The organism is Saonia flava, from assembly GCF_011927795.1.
Lineage (GTDB): Bacteria > Bacteroidota > Bacteroidia > Flavobacteriales > Flavobacteriaceae > Saonia > Saonia flava.
In genome coordinates this window covers 2,530,592-2,546,502 of record NZ_JAATJJ010000001.1, presented here as the reverse complement: position 1 = coordinate 2,546,502, position 15,911 = coordinate 2,530,592, and the positions used below count along the sequence as shown (strand labels likewise).

At 36.0% G+C, this 15,911-nt stretch carries 17 protein-coding genes; 13 read left to right on the top strand and 4 right to left on the bottom strand.

What is annotated here, in order from left to right; translation table 11 throughout:
- Positions 1-34 precede the first annotated feature (34 nt).
- From GGR42_RS11180 to GGR42_RS11145, 8 genes are all read left to right on the top strand, one after another.
- Positions 35-544: a DUF4199 domain-containing protein gene (locus tag GGR42_RS11180; RefSeq protein WP_167963914.1), complete on the top strand. Its 510-nt coding sequence runs from the start codon at positions 35-37 to the stop codon at positions 542-544.
- A 6-nt stretch (positions 545-550) separates the two neighbouring features.
- On the top strand, positions 551-1,015 hold the full coding sequence (locus tag GGR42_RS11175) for a DUF1801 domain-containing protein (RefSeq protein ID WP_167963912.1): 465 nt from the start codon (positions 551-553) through the stop codon (positions 1,013-1,015).
- Positions 1,005-1,391 carry a VOC family protein gene (locus tag GGR42_RS11170; protein ID WP_167963910.1) on the top strand — a complete coding sequence of 129 codons (387 nt, stop codon included), beginning with the start codon at positions 1,005-1,007 and terminating at the stop codon, positions 1,389-1,391. Before GGR42_RS11175 ends, GGR42_RS11170 begins: the two co-directional genes overlap by 11 nt.
- A 53-nt stretch (positions 1,392-1,444) precedes the next feature.
- Entirely contained in the window at positions 1,445-1,933 is a 489-nt protein-coding gene (locus GGR42_RS11165; protein WP_167963908.1) for a TM2 domain-containing protein, read from the top strand.
- A gap of 81 nt (positions 1,934-2,014) precedes the next feature.
- Positions 2,015-2,338: an ArsR/SmtB family transcription factor gene (locus GGR42_RS11160; RefSeq protein ID WP_167963906.1), complete on the top strand. Its 324-nt coding sequence runs from the start codon at positions 2,015-2,017 to the stop codon at positions 2,336-2,338.
- A 15-nt stretch (positions 2,339-2,353) separates the two neighbouring features.
- Positions 2,354-2,848: a DUF6428 family protein gene (locus GGR42_RS11155; protein WP_167963904.1), complete on the top strand. Its 495-nt coding sequence runs from the start codon at positions 2,354-2,356 to the stop codon at positions 2,846-2,848.
- A gap of 13 nt (positions 2,849-2,861) precedes the next feature.
- Positions 2,862-3,350 (top strand): GNAT family N-acetyltransferase, encoded by a 489-nt coding sequence (locus GGR42_RS11150; RefSeq protein ID WP_167963902.1) that lies wholly within the window; start codon positions 2,862-2,864, stop codon positions 3,348-3,350.
- 5 nt (positions 3,351-3,355) lie between these two features.
- Complete coding sequence (locus tag GGR42_RS11145; protein WP_167963900.1) at positions 3,356-3,988, top strand: arsenate-mycothiol transferase ArsC; 633 nt, start codon at positions 3,356-3,358, stop codon at positions 3,986-3,988.
- Here the strand turns inward: GGR42_RS11145 and GGR42_RS11140 are convergent, their stop codons facing one another.
- The 4 genes from GGR42_RS11140 to GGR42_RS11125 all read right to left on the bottom strand — a co-directional run bounded on the left by GGR42_RS11140 (position 3,989) and on the right by GGR42_RS11125 (position 8,204).
- Positions 3,989-5,803 carry a GNAT family N-acyltransferase gene (locus GGR42_RS11140; protein WP_167963898.1) on the bottom strand — a complete coding sequence of 605 codons (1,815 nt, stop codon included), beginning with the start codon at positions 5,801-5,803 and terminating at the stop codon, positions 3,989-3,991.
- Positions 5,804-5,888: 85 nt separating this feature from the next.
- Positions 5,889-7,139, bottom strand: a complete 1,251-nt coding sequence (locus GGR42_RS11135) for an aspartate kinase (RefSeq protein ID WP_167963896.1) — start codon at positions 7,137-7,139, stop codon at positions 5,889-5,891.
- Positions 7,136-7,618 carry a GNAT family N-acetyltransferase gene (locus GGR42_RS11130; protein ID WP_167963894.1) on the bottom strand — a complete coding sequence of 161 codons (483 nt, stop codon included), beginning with the start codon at positions 7,616-7,618 and terminating at the stop codon, positions 7,136-7,138. The genes GGR42_RS11135 and GGR42_RS11130 overlap by 4 nt, the downstream gene beginning before the upstream one ends.
- Positions 7,619-7,781: 163 nt before the next feature.
- A complete protein-coding gene (locus GGR42_RS11125) occupies positions 7,782-8,204 on the bottom strand; it encodes a tellurite resistance TerB family protein (RefSeq protein ID WP_167963892.1) in 423 nt (140 codons plus the stop codon).
- A 62-nt stretch (positions 8,205-8,266) separates the two neighbouring features.
- On the opposite strand from GGR42_RS11125, the gene mfd reads away from it, so the two are divergent.
- The 5 genes from mfd to GGR42_RS11100 all read left to right on the top strand — a co-directional run bounded on the left by mfd (position 8,267) and on the right by GGR42_RS11100 (position 15,895).
- Positions 8,267-11,647, top strand: coding sequence for a transcription-repair coupling factor (gene mfd, locus GGR42_RS11120; protein ID WP_394352754.1), 3,381 nt, complete (start codon positions 8,267-8,269; stop codon positions 11,645-11,647).
- Between the two features lie 173 nt (positions 11,648-11,820).
- The gene (locus GGR42_RS11115; RefSeq protein ID WP_167963890.1) at positions 11,821-12,528 is read left to right on the top strand and encodes a DNA alkylation repair protein; all 708 of its coding nucleotides are present in this window, start codon (positions 11,821-11,823) and stop codon (positions 12,526-12,528) included.
- 109 nt (positions 12,529-12,637) lie between these two features.
- The gene (locus tag GGR42_RS11110) at positions 12,638-13,657 is read left to right on the top strand and encodes a zinc-binding dehydrogenase (RefSeq protein ID WP_167963888.1); all 1,020 of its coding nucleotides are present in this window, start codon (positions 12,638-12,640) and stop codon (positions 13,655-13,657) included.
- A gap of 19 nt (positions 13,658-13,676) precedes the next feature.
- The gene (locus GGR42_RS11105) at positions 13,677-14,528 is read left to right on the top strand and encodes an SDR family NAD(P)-dependent oxidoreductase (RefSeq protein ID WP_167963886.1); all 852 of its coding nucleotides are present in this window, start codon (positions 13,677-13,679) and stop codon (positions 14,526-14,528) included.
- Positions 14,529-14,611: 83 nt separating this feature from the next.
- Positions 14,612-15,895 carry a serine hydrolase domain-containing protein gene (locus GGR42_RS11100; protein WP_167963884.1) on the top strand — a complete coding sequence of 428 codons (1,284 nt, stop codon included), beginning with the start codon at positions 14,612-14,614 and terminating at the stop codon, positions 15,893-15,895.
- Positions 15,896-15,911: the final 16 nt, after the last annotated feature.

Here is a 15,911-nt window from a genome sequence, read left to right as displayed (position 1 = left end):
CAATTACTTTTAATCAAACTAAAATTTTTAAAAAATGAAAAACACTGTTCTTCGATATGGTCTCTATGGTGCCATCACTATTTGTGTACTCTTCCTTTCTTCATGGTTTTTGGGAAAAGGACTAGATTATGCTATCCAGGAAATTATTGGCTATGCCGTCATAATAGTCTCCCTTTCTTTTGTCTTTTTTGGGATTAAGCATTTTAGGGATAAAGAAAACAATGGGAAACTTTCCCTAAAAAAAGGTCTTGCCGTTGGTATTCTAATAAGTCTTATTACAGCATTGGCTTTCGGGCTGCTAGATGTTATCTATGTTAAAATTATAGACCCCAATTTTACGGAAGATTATTACACACACTCTATTGAGCAAATGAAAGCCAATTTATCCCCAGAAGATTTTAAGGTGAAATTGGCTGATTTAGAAGAAGAAAAAGAACTTTTTTCCAACCCGCTAGTAAGTTTTTTCCTCATGTTCATTACCGTCTTTGTAATTGGTTTTATAATTTCCTTGCTGTCTTCTTTAATGCTTCAACGTAAACAATAAAAAAATATGACCATTGATGCCACAACACCAGATGATTATATCTCCAAGATTCCTGAGGAAAGAAAACCAGTGCTATCCAAACTAAGAAAAATTATTAAGGCCAACCTACCCAAGGGTTTTCAAGAATGTATTAATTACAAGATGATTGGATACGTAGTGCCTCATGAAATTTATCCAGATGGATACCATTGCGACCCTAAACTACCTCTACCTTTTATAAACCTAGCTTCGCAGAAAAATTTTGTTGCGGTCTATCATTCTGGAATTTATGCAGATAAAAATCTCATGGAATGGTTTGTAGAAGAATTTCCAAAACATTGTAAGCGAAAATTAGATATGGGGAAAAGCTGTATTCGTTTTAAATCCATGAATGATATTCCATATGGATTAATTGGTGAGCTTTGCACTAAAATGACCACACAGGATTGGATTGATTTATATGAACAAAATATCAAGAAAAATGAAAAATAGAGTAACGGGATTAGGGGGTTTTTTCTTCAAGGCCAAAGACCCAAACAAAGTAAAGGAATGGTACAAAAATCATTTAGGATTGAATACAGACCAATATGGATGTACTTTTTGGTGGAAAGACAAGGAAGGAAAGGATTGTTCCACCCAATGGAGTCCAATGAGTGAAGACACTTCGTATTATAAACCCAGTGAAAAACAGTTTATGATTAATTATAGGGTTGAAAATCTTGTTGAACTCCTAACGCAGCTAAAAAAAGAAGGTGTTACCGTGGTAGGTGAAATTGAGGAGTATGAATATGGCAAGTTTGGCTGGATTTTGGATCCGGAAGGCAACAAGTTGGAACTTTGGGAACCTATTGACAAAGCGTTTCTTTAAAATGGAAATATTTACTACATTGTAGCTTGTATTAACCAACAATAACAAACACTATGTCAGACAAAGAAAAAGATTTAGGAGATAAAGCAAAAGACGCTCTGGACGATGCCAAGGAAGCTGCAAAAGAGGCAGCCGAAAAGGCAAGTGAAAAAGCATCAGATATAAAAGAAGACGCAAAAGAAGCATTTGAAGATGCAAAAGAAGCCGCTAGTGAATTTGCAGAAGATGCAAAAGAGAGTGCCAAGGAATTTGCAGATAGCGCTAAAGAAACGTTTAATAATGCCACTGGGGACAATAAAAAAATATTGGCTGGCATTTTAGCCATAGTTCTAGGTGGGTTTGGAATTCACAAATTCATTCTAGGTTATACCAAAGAAGGAATTATAATGTTGGTAATAACATTAATAATTAGTGTTATAAGCTGTGGAATTCTTGCAGGATTAATGTGGATTATTGGATTAATAGAAGGAATTATCTATTTAACAAAATCGGACGAAGAGTTCTTTAACACCTATCAAGTAGGTAAAAAACCTTGGTTCTAAATAAATAAAAAAGCTAGATTTTTTTGATTTGGCTTTTTTTGTATTCTTTATTATCGTAATATTGCAATATATAAATATGTTATGGGTGTTACTAAAACAGAAATTTTTACAGAAAAGCAGAATCAATTGGCCATTGTTTTAAAGGTTTTGGCGCATCCGGCCCGTATTGCCATTTTAGAATATATAAGCACACAAGAGGCCTGTATATGTAATGATATTGTTGAAGAGGTGGGTTTGGCACAGCCAACCATTTCCCAGCATTTAAAAGAACTAAAGAAAATAGATTTAATAAGTGGTGAAATAGAAGGAAAGAGTATTTGTTACTGCATTAACCTCCAAAAATGGAAAGAGATTCAGCAACTTTTAAACTCTTTTTTTTTAAACACCCAATCCAATTGTTGTTAATAAAACAAGTAAATTATGAAAACAATCGAATTTTTAGAATTACTAAAAGAGCACCAAAACAAGAACCTTCTTTTTGAATATAAAACAGGAGCATTGGTTGGTGCAAACTATCATATCACCGAGGTAAAAAACATAACCATTGAGTCCGTTGATTGTGGAGCGGGAACAGATGCCTGGAAGGAAACCATTATACAATTATGGGAAAGTCCATCAGAAAAAGACAAAAGAGAGTACATGTCTGTTTACAAGGCTTTGGGAATCCTAAATAAGGTTGACAAGATGAGAACAATGGATAGAAATGCCGAAGTTAAATTTGAATATAGCAATGAAAATTTCCATACAGCTCAACTTTTTGTCAATGACTATATATTGAACGGTACAAATCTTACCGTACAACTTGCTGTTGAGAAAACCGATTGCAAAGCAAAGGAAACTTGTGGGGTACCAGAAACTGTTGGTGCCAAAGCCACTAATGTAGAAAGTTGTTCACCTGGCAGTGGTTGTTGCTAGTAAAAAAAGTCCTATGTTGATTAGAGAAATGATTGCAAACGATTGGCCAACAGTATCAACAATTTATGCCGATGGCATTGCTACGGGCTATGCAACTTTTGAAACCAATATTCCAGAGTATGATGCTTGGGACAATGCTCATTTAAAAGAATGTAGATTTGTTGTGGAAAAAAATGGGGCAGTATTAGGATGGGCAGCATTGTCACCTGTTTCCAGTAGATGCGTATACGGAGGTGTTGCTGAGGTAAGCGTGTACGTTGCCACAAATAGCAGAGGTCTTAGTATTGGTAAACTATTGATGGAAAGATTGATAGAAGAAAGTGAAAATCAAGGGTTTTGGACCTTGCAGTCAGGTATTTTTCCAGAAAACACTGCAAGTATCAAACTTCATGAAAAAATGGGGTTTAGATATATAGGAAAAAGAGAACGGGTTGGAAAATTAGCTGGGTCGTGGAAAGACAACTTACTATTTGAAAAAAGAAGTGAAAAAATTGGTATTTAAATAAAATGGAAACAACAAAAGAACAAGTATTTACTGGTATAGACAATACTATTGGTTTATTGGACACTACTGAAATCCCCCAGGAAAGAAAAGAAATTTTAGCGCCCTTAATAGCTTATATAAAAGAAAAGATTAAGAGTAAGGAGCCAATACATTTAAATTTTATTTGTACCCATAACTCCCGGAGAAGTCATCTATCCCAGGTTTGGGCACAAACCATTGCGCATTACCTAGGAATAAAAAATATACAATGCTATTCTGGCGGCACTGAAGCCACTGCATTGTTTCCTGTAGCTGCGGAAACATTAAAAAATCATGGGTTTGAAGTAGTGACCCTGTCCCAGGGCAACAATCCTGTTTATAGTATTAAATATGCTAAAAATGAGCACCCAATCATTGGTTTTTCCAAAACCTATTTTGACCCTTTTAATCCCAAGTCTGGTTTTGGTGCAATAATGACTTGTTCATCGGCAGATGCGGGATGCCCATTTGTTGCCGGGGCGGAAAAACGTTTCCCGATTACGTATGAAGATCCCAAAGCATTTGACAATACACCTCAACAATTAGAAAAATATAAAGAAAGAAGCCTGCAGATAGCAACAGAATTATTGTACGCACTTTCAAAAGCAAGCTCTTAATTACGCTTTATTAGCCAAAGATTCTGAAAATTTTCTTTCCAGTTCTGCCTGGAATTCTTCCATAACGGGTTTTACCGTACTCTCTGGCAAGTCAGCAATTTTAATGTACATAAGACCATCAACAGAATTATTAAAAAGTGGGTCTACGTTAAAAGCCACAACTTTTGCGTTTTGTTTAATGTACTTCTTAATTAAAACAGGTAAGCGCAAATTTCCTGGTTCCACCTCATCTATTAGACGGTCAAATTTGTTCAGATCGGCTTGGGTTTCATCAAAAACGAACTCCTTATCCGCATCTTTCAATTTTACCTTAAAATCCTTTTTAGGCCTTATATATTGCGCTACATACGGGTCCCAATAATGGGATTTCATAAATTCTATCATTAATGATTTGGAAAAATTAGAAAATTGATTGCTAATGCTTACCCCTCCAATTAAAAACTTATGTTCCGGAAAACGCAAGGTAGTATGCACAATCCCTTTCCAGAGAAGAAAAAGAGGCATGGGTTTTTGTTGATACTCTTTTACAATATAGGCCCTTCCCATTTCTATGGACTTGCTCATCATATCATGCAGCTCTGGCTCCAGTCTAAACAAGTCCTGCAAATAAAATCCATCTATACCATATTTTGCATATATCTGTGAGCCCATTCCCATTCTGTATGCGCCTACAATGACTTTTTCTTCATTGTCCCATAAGAACAAATGATGATAGTAAGAATCAAATCGGTCTAAATCTATTGCGTTGTTGGTCCCCTCTCCTATTGCCCTAAATGTAACTTCTCGTTGCCTTCCTATTTCTTTTAGAATAAAGGGCATATCCAATTCCTGGGCCAAGAATACTTCATAATTTTTGCTTTGTAACAATCTACATTCCTTTTCCCTAAGCTTATCTATTTCGCCTTGGACCACCTCTGTTCTAACCGCCGAAGCTATTTTTTTAGGTGATTTTGGAATTTTTATGGTAGTAGGGATTTGGTCTCTTAATCTTTCTTTTTCATAGGCATTTGCCAAGATGTATGTTTTCTTTCTAAGCAAATCTGTAAACTCCTCCAAGGTTTTCTGTTCCTCTTGTGCTTTTACAGAAATGGGTTGCCCTATCCTAACTTTTATAGGCCGATTTTTTTGTGTGTAAACCTCCGAAGGTATTTTAGCTGTTCTAAAAACACCGTTTATTTTTGAAAGTCTATAAAACAAAGAACTGTTTCTAGCATGAAAATAAATGGGGACCACAGGGACTTTTGCTTTTTGAATCAATTTTAAAGCGGCCTCTTCCCATGGTTTGTCAATAACCAATTTCCCATCTTTAAATGTTGATACTTCTCCTGCTGGAAAAATCCCTAAAGGATGCCCTTCTTTTAAATGTTGGAATGCCATTTTAAACCCTGCAATACTACTACGAGCATCCTTATGACCTTCAAAAGGATTTACTGGGATTATATAGGGCACCATCGGTTTCATGCGCTGCAACAAAAAATTGGCCATTATTTTGTAATCTGCCCGTTGCCCAATCATTAATTTCAATAGCAAAATTCCATCAATAGCTCCCAATGGGTGGTTGCTAATCGTAATGTACGCACCTTCTTTTGGCAATCGCCTAAAATCCTCTTCAGGGATTTCATAATCTATTTCATAATGCTTTAAAATAGCATTGGGATACTCCACTCCCTCTAAATGGGCTATGGTATCATAAAAGGAATTGATACTGGAAATCCGTGTCACTTTCAACAATATCCATCCTATAAAAGTACCTAGAAAACCATATTTTTCCATATTTATGGCCTTGGCTACTTCCTTTGCCGTCACTAATCCCATTGCTTCTATTAAGTTTGGTAACTATAAATATAGGGAAATCCGAAAATGTAGGTTCAAAATTATGATGTAATAAAAAATGAATGTTCTATTTTACCACTAATTGCAGTGTTTCTTTTCCCCTTTGTTCCAATAGTACTTCTTTTCCGTTTTGAAGTGATTCTATTGCATGAACATCAAAGTGTCGTATGGTATATAGTGAAACATTCTCATGGCAAACTACTTTGAACTTGGCCTTTAGATGGTTTAAAAGTTCGTGTAACCTACCAAACTTATTGTCCACACAAACTGAAAAACTAATGGCCGAGTTCTGAATTAAATCCACCTTCATTTTATATTCATGGAAGAGTTTAAAAATCTCACTAATACTATCCTCCACAATAAAGGAGAAATCCAAAGAGGATAGTTTCACTAAAGCTTGCCCTTTTCTAACAATGAAGCAGGGGACTTTAGGCTCTATTCCGTTACCTTTTCCAACTGTTGTTCCTGCCCCTTTTGGATTTATAAAAGATTTTACATGTAAGGGAATCTCTTTACGCTGAAGGGGTTGTAATGTTTTTGGATGTATTACGGAAGCTCCATAAAAAGCAAGCTCAATTGCTTCCCTATATGATATTTGATTTAATAACTGAGCATTCTCAAAATACCTTGGATCCGCATTCAAAACACCTGGAACATCCTTCCAAATAGTAACCGAATTGGCATTTAGGCAATAAGCAAAAATAGCCGCTGTGTAGTCGGATCCTTCTCTGCCCAGCGTAGTGGTGAAATTATTTTCATCGCTCCCCAAAAATCCCTGGGTTATATATAATTTGCTCTTATCTATAGCGGCAGTAATTCTGGTTTGCGTTTCATCCCAATTTACATGTGCCTCTCTATGGTTACTATCTGTCTTTATAACACCTCGAACATCCAACCAATTGCATTCAATTCCAATTTCGTTAAAATACGCGTTGATTATTGTTGTGGAAACCAACTCGCCATACCCCACAACTTGATCATAGACAAAGCTATAATTTGGTGACTTATTTCTAGATAAAAAATCTTGAACATCATCAAAAATAGACTTCACCTCTCCAAAAATTGGGTGCCTGTCATTGGAAAACAAGTCCTGTAAAATAGTATTATGATATTTCACAACATCTTGTATGGCCGAAGCCAGAGTATTATCATCATCAAAATATGCCTTCACCACACCTTCCATTGCATTGGTAGTTTTTCCCATTGCTGAAACCACTACCAGCGTATTTTCATGTCCAACTTCTTTCAGAACATGTACCACATTTTTTACTCCATCAGCATTTTTTACAGATGCCCCTCCAAACTTAAAGACCCTCATTTAGTATTTTCAATAAAATTCTGTATTCCTTTTTCGTCTAATTGCACTACATCCCAATCCCTCATCACTCTTGCTCCCTTGCTTTCATAAAAATCAATGGCAGGATCGTTCCAATCCAAGACTTCCCAACAAATACGTTTAACTCCTAAGGAATATCCATATTTTACCACCTCGGCCAAAAGGGCAGAGCCCAATCCTTTTCCACGTGCATTTTCACTAACAATTAAATCTTCTAGATGGATTACCGGTCCCTTCCATGTTGAATATCTGGGGTATACCAATGCAATACCAATAATTTTTTCCCTGGATAGGGCCACAAAACAATGGAATAGCTTTTTTTCACCAAAACCATCCCTTACCAAATCATCTACCGTAACCTCTACAGCATGTTCCTCTTTCTCAAATTTTGCCAACTCTTTAATAAGACCCATTACTTGAGGCATATCATCAGCAACCGCATCTCTAATTATATAATCCATGTATTGTTATATATAAAACACAAAGTTATAAATTCAATAATCAACAGAAAATAAAACTAATTCTTTCACAAAATTTTGTTCTTATAGAAGAAAATAAAACATGTAAACAAAAAACGGAGCAATTTAAAATTGCCCCGTCTATTATTATTAATTTAAATGATTGTTATTTTTTAACCAAATAAAGGTAATCTTCAAAATCTATTCTTCCACTAAAAATAAGTACTGATTTTCGAATAATACTCTCAGCATTTTCATTGGAAAACCCCAACCCAATAGCATACTTTTTTAGTAAAGAAAGTTCGTTTTCATCAATATCATGGTCGGCAAAAATAATTTTGAAAAGATCGAATAAACGTTCCAAACGCACTTCTGAACTATGAGGTGTTTCAATAGGATATTTATTCTCCTTTTTCATTACTTCCTCATATTCGGCCTCTGTAATATCCAATTTTTTTGCAAAACGATTCAATAAGACCAATTCTTTATCATTAACAACACCATCAACAGCCGCTAACGATGCAATAGAAGCAAAATGAGCTAAATTCCTTCTATGCTCGCTATTGCCATATAAATCTGTAAAAGACATATTATTTTTCTTTTTAATTGGCGCAAAGATAATTTTTTTAAAAGTGAAAAGTGCTGTTATCTTTGCAGAAAATTTCAGGATTGGACAAATCCCCTATTTCGGAATTATTTGCACAGTCTTTGCAACTGCAAAAACTGGGAGCCACTATTTCCAATAATGAAAAACACATGCTCTTAAAAGGGCTTATAGGATCCTCTCTTTCCTTTGTTGTTTCTGAGACTTTTAAAAACACCGATGCTCCTTTTCTACTTGTTCTAAATGATAAGGAAGAGGCTGCCTATATCCTAAATGATTTGGAACTGTTGGTTGGAGAAAAGGATGTATTGTTCTACCCCGGCAGTTATAGGAGGCCCTATCAAATTGAGGAGACAGACAATGCAAATGTACTTTTGCGGGCGGAAGTGCTTAACCGAATCAATTCCAGAAAAAAGCCAGCCATTATAGTTACTTATCCAGATGCCCTTTTCGAGAAAGTGGTCACTAGAAAAGAATTGGACAAAAACACACTCAAAATAAAAGTGAATGATACGCTTTCATTGGACTTTTTTAACGAGGTCCTTTTTGAGTACAAGTTCAAAAGAGTTGATTTTGTTACGGAACCAGGAGAGTTCTCTGTTAGAGGTGGTATTGTGGATGTTTTTTCCTTTTCTCATGACGAACCTTACCGAATAGAGTTTTTTGGGGATGAAGTGGAAAGCATTAGGACTTTTGATGTAGAAACACAGCTTTCAACCAATCAGGTGTCTAAAATCACAATTATTCCTAATGTTGAGAACAAATTTTTAAATGAAACCAGGGAAAGCTTTCTAAAATATATATCTTCTAAAACTGTAGTTTTTTGTAAAAATTTAGAGCTGGTTTCTGACAGGATTGATTCTCTTTTTGAGAAAGCACAAGAAGCTTTTGTTAAATTATCCGGGGATATAAAACACCAAACGCCTGATGAGCTTTTTGTAAATTCCAATTTTCTAAAAAAACAATTAGAAGAGTACACATTAATTCAGTTGAATGATGGGTCTGCTCAAAACCCAGGAACTGCCATAAATTTTCATACAAAACCCCAGCCTTCTTTCAATAAGAAGTTTGATTTACTAATAGATGACCTCAACCAGAACCATACAAAAGGATATACCAACTATATTTTTTGTGCATCGGAACAACAGGCTAAACGTTTCCATGATATTTTTGAAGAGGTTGATAATCACATTCCTTATAAAACCCTCGTTTTTCCAATTTATCAAGGTTTTGTAAGCCCTGACTTAAAAATTGCTTGCTATACAGACCACCAGATATTTGAGCGCTATCATAAGTTCCATCTTAAAAATGGCTATGCCAAAAAGCAGGCAATAACCCTGAAAGAGCTTACAAAATTGGAAATTGGGGATTACGTAACCCACATAGATCATGGTATAGGAAAGTTTGGTGGACTTCAAAAAATAGATGTAGAGGGTAAAAAACAAGAAGCCATAAAATTAATGTATGGGGAAAGGGATATTCTCTATGTAAGCATACATTCACTTCATAAGATTTCCAAATTCAATGGAAAAGATGGTGCTCCTCCCAAGATATACAAATTAGGCTCCAATGCTTGGAAAGCCATAAAGCAAAAAACGAAAACCAGGGTCAAGAAAATTGCCTTTAACCTTATTAAACTATATGCTAAAAGAAGGTTGAAAAAAGGTTTTCAATACGCTCCTGACAGCTATTTACAGCTAGAGTTAGAGGCTTCTTTCATTTATGAAGACACCCCAGACCAAACCACAGCTACCGAAGACATTAAAAGGGATATGGAAAATGAACGTCCCATGGATCGTTTGATTTGTGGAGATGTAGGCTTTGGAAAAACAGAGGTGGCCATACGTGCTGCTTTTAAGGCTGTGGACAACGGTAAACAAGTCGCTGTTTTGGTTCCAACCACTATTTTGGCATTTCAACATAGTAGAACCTTTAAAGAGCGATTAAAAGATTTACCGGTTACTGTAGACTATCTAAATAGATTTAGAACAGCAAAAGAGAAAAGAGAAACTCTTGAGAATTTAGAAGCGGGTAAAGTGGATATTATCATAGGCACACATCAACTGGTCAACAAAAATGTAAAGTTTAAAGATTTAGGGCTTTTGATTGTGGATGAAGAACAAAAATTTGGGGTTGCAGTAAAGGACAAATTAAAATCTATCAAAGAAAATGTGGACGTTTTAACATTGACTGCCACACCCATTCCAAGAACCTTGCAATTTAGTCTAATGGCTGCTCGGGATTTGTCCGTCATCAATACACCGCCTCCCAATAGATATCCCATAGAAAGTCAGGTAATCCGTTTTAACGAAGAAATTATTAGGGATGCCGTTTCCTATGAAATTCAGCGAGGTGGGCAAGTATTCTTTATCCATAATAGGATTGAAAACATAAAGGAAGTTGCGGGCATGATACAACGTTTGGTTCCAGATGCCAAAATAGGTATAGGACATGGCCAAATGGATGGCAAAAAACTAGAAACACTAATGCTCTCGTTTATGAACGGGGATTTTGATGTGTTGGTCTCCACCACTATCGTAGAAAGTGGTTTAGATGTAACCAATGCCAATACAATTTTTATAAATAATGCCAATAATTTTGGTTTGAGCGACCTTCACCAAATGCGTGGCCGGGTAGGTCGTAGCAACAAAAAAGCCTTTTGCTATTTTATAACACCTCCCTATGATGCTATGACTCCTGATGCCAGAAAACGCATACAAGCTTTGGAGCAGTTTACAGAATTGGGAAGTGGTTTCAACATTGCCATGAAAGATTTGGAAATTAGGGGAGCTGGTGATTTATTGGGAGGTGAACAAAGTGGTTTCATTAATGAAATTGGATTTGATACCTACCAAAAAATATTGGCGGAAGCCATAGAAGAACTCAAAGAAAATGAGTTTAAGGAATTATATGATGAAGTAGAGGGGCATCATGAAAAAGTATTCGTAAAAGAAACCCAAATTGATTCCGATTTTGAGCTGCTATTTCCAGATGATTATATTAATAATATAACGGAGCGATTGAATCTATATACACAATTGAACCAAGTTAATAATGAGGAAAGCCTCCATAAATTTGAAACAGAACTCATGGACCGGTTTGGGGAATTTCCTAGTCAGGTAGAGGATTTATTGAATTCCGTCCGCATAAAATGGATTGCAAATAGTATTGGCCTGGAAAAAGTGGTCATGAAAAAGGGAAAACTTATTGGTTATTTTATTGCCGATCAACAATCGCCTTTTTATCAAAGTCCATTATTTACCAAAGTATTACAATTTGTGCAGAGCCACTCACAGCTTTGCAAAATGAAAGAAAAACAAACAAGAAATGGGCTGCGCTTACTTTTGGTTTTTGAACATATTACTTCTGTAGATAAAGCTGTGAAAGCATTGCGCCCCTTTGAACAAACGGTCTCGGTTGTTGCATAAGAAATATTGCTTCTACCCTTAATTATTTGGCAAGGAATCACTTCTAAATTAATAATTCTATATATTCATTACCTTTATTAGCTTCTTTTCTAAAGAAGCCCTTTCTTAAAAAGAACTAGGTCTGTATATCACAAATATTTTCATTGAATCTAATTTTCTAACCACTTTTGTAAATGGAGGACATCATTAATGATATTCGCAAAGAGCTACGAAACAGTAGTGATGAAAAAACTCAAAAAAGTGGCAAAAGATTTTTTAAAGAACCTATTGATATATATGGTGTTAAAACGGCCACAGTTAGAAAAATCGGAAAAGAATATTTTAAACTCATAAAGAAAAGTTCAAAAACTGAAATTTTTGATTTGTGTGAAATATTATGGAAATCAGGGTATATTGAAGAATCCTTTATTGCTTGTAATTGGTCCTATTTTCTTCGAAAGCAATATGTTCCTAGTGATTTTAAAACTTTTGAAAAATGGGTAGGTACTTTTCTTAACAATTGGGCATCATGCGATACACTGTGTAATCATACCATTGGAGAATTTATAGAAATGTACCCAGACTATTTAAGTGAATTAAAGAAATGGGCACGCTCAGAAAATAGATGGATGCGTCGCGCTTCGGCAGTATCCTTGATTATCCCCGCCAGAAAGGGAAAGTTTTTAAAGGACATCTTAGAAATAGCCGATATACTACTTTTAGACAAAGACGATCTGGTTCAAAAAGGATATGGATGGATGCTAAAGGTAGCAAGCCAGTCCCATCAGCAAGAAATTTTTGATTATATCATCAGCAAAAAATCCAATATGCCCAGAACTGCTTTAAGATATGCCATTGAAAAAATGCCAAAAGAAATGAAAACCATAGCAATGGCTAAATAGTCTTAAAATCATAGAAAACATCTAATTACAATATTCAAAACTGATATTGCTCATGCTAATATAAAACCAAGTTGTATATCTTTCCATATTCAACCAAATAATACAAACCATGAAAGCTGCTTATTTAGTAAAATATGGTTCCTCCGATACCGCTTTTGAAATTAGGGAAATAAAAAAGCCTGAACCAACATCCAATCAGGTTTTAATAAAAGTAGAGGCATTTGGGCTAAATTTTGCGGATGTCATGGCTCGTTTGGGCCTCTACAAAGGGGCGCCTCCTTTGCCCGCCTTACTTGGTTATGATGTGGTAGGAAAAATTGTGGAATGTGGAAGTGAGGTTAAAAATTTAAAAGTGGGAGATAGAGTCACTTCCCTAACCAGATTTGGAGGGTATGCCGAATATGCTGTTGCAGAGAAAGAAGTGACCAATAAAATTCCTGAGTCCATATCACCCGGCAGTGCTGTTGCCCTTGCCACACAATATAGTACAGCCTATTTTCTATCCCATGAAATGGCCAATCTAAGAGAGAATGATAAGGTATTGATTCATGCCGCTGCTGGTGGCGTAGGTACTGCCTTGACACAAATGGCCCTACATAAAAAATGCATTGTATTTGGCACCTGTAGTTCTGCCGACAAAATGGAATATCTTAAAAAAAATGGGGTACACCATCCCATTAATTACCTAAAAACAGATTTTGAATCCCAAATTAAGACCGTTCTTGGAGATGAAGGTCTTGATGCCATTTTTGATCCCGTTGGTGGTAAATCCTTAAAAAAAGGATATCGATTATTGGGAGCCAGTGGAAGACTTATAACATTTGGCGTTTCTTCCATGAATCAAACTAAATCCATTTTTGGAAAAATAAAAGTCCTTACCCAATTTGGACTATATCATCCCCTACAGTTTTTAAGTAGGTCCAATGGAATAATAGGTGTTAACATGCTTAAAATAGCAGAGGAAAAACCAGAAAAAATAGCAAAGGTCATGAAAGCGGTAATTAAATTGAATTCTGAAGGAGTTTTAACACCCTTTGTGGGAGCGGAATATTCTATCGACCAATTGGCAGAAGCCCATCAATTCCTTGAATCACGAAAATCCAAGGGTAAAATTGTCGTAAAATGGTGACCAATCCTATGAACCAATTATGAATAAAAAGCTATTTAAAGAAAAGGTCGCCATTGTTACTGGGTCCAGTATGGGCATTGGGAAAGCAATTGCTATTGTTTTGGCAGAACAAGGTGCCCAAGTAATGCTAAACGGCAGAGACAAGAAAAAATTAAGAGACACTGAAAAAGAATTGAAACAAATAGGCCTTGATGTTTCTGCTTTCCAAGCGGATATATGTGACCCCGAACAATGTAAATATCTTATTGAAGAAACCATTAATTGTTTTGGAAAAATTAATATTTTAATAAACAATGCTGGACTAAGCAGTCGTGGATCTGTAATGGAAATGGCGCCTTTAAATTTTAAGGCATTAATGGAGACCAACTATTCCGGAACTGCCTATATGTGCAAATATGCCTTTCAACATTTAAAAAAAACTAAGGGTAATCTTATATTTATTAATAGTGTAGGTGCCTTTCGAGGAATGCCCTACAACTCCGCTTATACTGCTTCCAAAATGGCACAATCCGCATTAGCCGATGCCCTTAGGATAGAATTATACGATTATGGAATCCATGTTGGAGTGGCTTATGTTGGATTTACAGAAAATGACCCTAAAAAAACTATTTTGGATGTAGACGGTTCGTTGGTCTATTTGCCCAAAAGAACAAATGTGAGCCTTGCAAAACCAAATGATGTTGCCAAAAGTGTTTGCCAAATGATTTTAAGCAAAAAAAACTCTGTTACACTTACGGGGCTTGGTCTTTTAGCTCAGTTTACAATACGCTATTTTCCAAGGTTGAGTCATTGGATCTTATGGAAAAATCGAGAAAAAATAAAAACACAATATGCATTGATTGGGGGTATAAAAATTCCCAAACCTCTCTAATTTAATTGTTGTAAGTTTTTCCAGTAGAGTTTCGTACTTTTATGAAAATCAAAGGGAACAATAATTAACGATATTAAGAAATCATGAAAAACCAACCCATTTTAATTTTAGTCGTGTTATTTCTTTTTCTAGGGGCCTGCAAGGAGAATCCAAAATCAAATGAAGAAGCTAAAACCATTGAATATGTTGTCAATAATGATGCTGTTGCCCGTTTGGATTCTACCCTAAAAAGTTTTGTAGATGCTGGTGATATTGCTGGTGTCTCTGCCCTTATTTTTGAAAAGGACAAAGAGGTTTATTACAATGCTTTTGGATATGCAGATCGTGAGGCCAAAAGACCTATGGACCGCAATACCATAGTACAGATTTATTCAATGACCAAACCAGTTACGGGAACTGCTTTAATGACTTTATACGAACAAGGCAAATTTGACCTAGATGACCCACTGTCCAAATATGCTCCAGAATTTGCCAATATGAAAGTCTATGTAGGTGAGGACTCCTCTGGAAAACCCATTCTAGAGGATGTAAATAGAGAAATCACCATTAGGGATATTACAAGACATACAGCTGGGTTTGGCAATAATGCCAGCATTCCTGGATTGGGTAAACTTATCGGTGAGGCCGATGCCATGAATAGGGAGAATACATTAACAGAAATGGCAGAAAAATTGGGAAGTACACCATTGCATTTTCAGCCTGGCACACAATGGGAATATGGTCCCTGTGTAGATGTACAGGCATTTATGGTCGAACGTATTTCTGGCCAACCTTATGGAGAATATGTACGGGAACATGTTTTAGATCCACTTGGGCTTTCAAAAACAAGATATTTTATTCCTGAAGAAGATCGTGACCAATTTGCCGCTATGTATCTTAGAAATGATGAGGGTGAACTCTCTAGATTACCAGATGAAAATACATTTCCAAATTATTTTGAGCACTGGCCATTGACAAGGGGGGGCTCGGGCCTAACATCTACTCTAGATAACTATCAGCGTTTTGCCCGTATGTTGGTTCACAAAGGGACTATTGAAAATGCAACTATTCTTAAACCAGAAACTGTCGAGCTCATGGCAACCAATCATTTGGCAGATAGTATTACGGAACGCATGTGGTTGCCAAGCAAAGGACAGGTTGGTTTTGGAATCGATTTTGCTGTACGTTTGCGTCCACCAGCTACCAAAGAAGAAAACAATGGTGTGGTAGGTGAGTTTTTCTGGGATGGAGCTGCCAGCACTTTATTTTGGGTTGACCCAGTAAACGAGCTTACCGCGGTAATGTTTGTACAACTTTTTCCGTATGACCAAATTGGTTTACATAAAAGTTTTAGGGATGCCGTATATGGCCTCATAGAAATTGAATGATTATCCTTGTTAAACT

Coding starts and splice junctions, on each gene's coding strand:
- GGR42_RS11180 (WP_167963914.1), top strand. CDS start 35: ATGAAAAACACTGTTCTTCGATATGGTCTCTATGGTGCCATCACTATT.
- GGR42_RS11155 (WP_167963904.1), top strand. CDS start 2,354: ATGAAAACAATCGAATTTTTAGAATTACTAAAAGAGCACCAAAACAAG.
- GGR42_RS11135 (WP_167963896.1), bottom strand. CDS start 7,139: ATGAGGGTCTTTAAGTTTGGAGGGGCATCTGTAAAAAATGCTGATGGA.
- GGR42_RS11130 (WP_167963894.1), bottom strand. CDS start 7,618: ATGGATTATATAATTAGAGATGCGGTTGCTGATGATATGCCTCAAGTA.
- GGR42_RS11100 (WP_167963884.1), top strand. CDS start 14,612: ATGAAAAACCAACCCATTTTAATTTTAGTCGTGTTATTTCTTTTTCTA.
- GGR42_RS11170 (WP_167963910.1), top strand. CDS start 1,005: ATGAAAAATAGAGTAACGGGATTAGGGGGTTTTTTCTTCAAGGCCAAA.
- GGR42_RS11110 (WP_167963888.1), top strand. CDS start 12,638: ATGAAAGCTGCTTATTTAGTAAAATATGGTTCCTCCGATACCGCTTTT.
- GGR42_RS11125 (WP_167963892.1), bottom strand. CDS start 8,204: ATGTCTTTTACAGATTTATATGGCAATAGCGAGCATAGAAGGAATTTA.
- GGR42_RS11115 (WP_167963890.1), top strand. CDS start 11,821: ATGGAGGACATCATTAATGATATTCGCAAAGAGCTACGAAACAGTAGT.
- GGR42_RS11165 (WP_167963908.1), top strand. CDS start 1,445: ATGTCAGACAAAGAAAAAGATTTAGGAGATAAAGCAAAAGACGCTCTG.
- GGR42_RS11140 (WP_167963898.1), bottom strand. CDS start 5,803: ATGGGATTAGTGACGGCAAAGGAAGTAGCCAAGGCCATAAATATGGAA.
- GGR42_RS11150 (WP_167963902.1), top strand. CDS start 2,862: ATGTTGATTAGAGAAATGATTGCAAACGATTGGCCAACAGTATCAACA.
- GGR42_RS11105 (WP_167963886.1), top strand. CDS start 13,677: ATGAATAAAAAGCTATTTAAAGAAAAGGTCGCCATTGTTACTGGGTCC.
- GGR42_RS11145 (WP_167963900.1), top strand. CDS start 3,356: ATGGAAACAACAAAAGAACAAGTATTTACTGGTATAGACAATACTATT.
- GGR42_RS11175 (WP_167963912.1), top strand. CDS start 551: ATGACCATTGATGCCACAACACCAGATGATTATATCTCCAAGATTCCT.
- GGR42_RS11160 (WP_167963906.1), top strand. CDS start 2,015: ATGGGTGTTACTAAAACAGAAATTTTTACAGAAAAGCAGAATCAATTG.